Genomic DNA, 419 nt, shown 5'->3' with positions numbered 1-419 from the left:
CCTGATAGCCGGTGATCGCGCGGTAATCGGCGCGCGGCGCACCGCCACCTGTTGTCCCGATTTCCTGATAGTCGAGTGCCTGCGACATGTTGAAGACGTTCAGCACCGATACTCGCAGGAAGCCATCGAACAAATCGGAAGGCACCTTCAAGGTAGCATCAAGGTTCAAATTATACAGCCACTCCGAATTGAACGCCGTGCCGCGGCGCACGATCTGACGCGGAGGCAGTACTTCACCTGGCGTCGCCGGATTGGTTCGAACCGAGCCATCGGAGTTCAGATTACAATAAGTCCCGTTCGCTCCATAGAAGAGCGACGCGTCCCGATCCCGGGAAGCCGGAACCGTTCCCAAACAGCCGAACTTACGAGGTGATACAATCTGGGCGTTTAGGCCAAGCGTAAGCCACTCGGTAGGAGCG

Annotated in this window: 1 protein-coding gene; it reads right to left on the bottom strand. The window is 57.5% G+C overall.

The window, feature by feature from the left end; all coding sequences use genetic code 11:
* Window positions 1–211: hypothetical protein (locus AC0IYH_RS29525; protein ID WP_471837606.1), on the bottom strand; the 211-nt coding region annotated here is incomplete at its 3' end.
* Window positions 212–419 lie beyond the last annotated feature (208 nt).

The organism is Pseudomonas sp. AC463, assembly GCF_979253585.1.
Note: the sequence above shows the minus strand (reverse complement) of the source record. Positions and strands in the feature narration are given on the sequence as shown.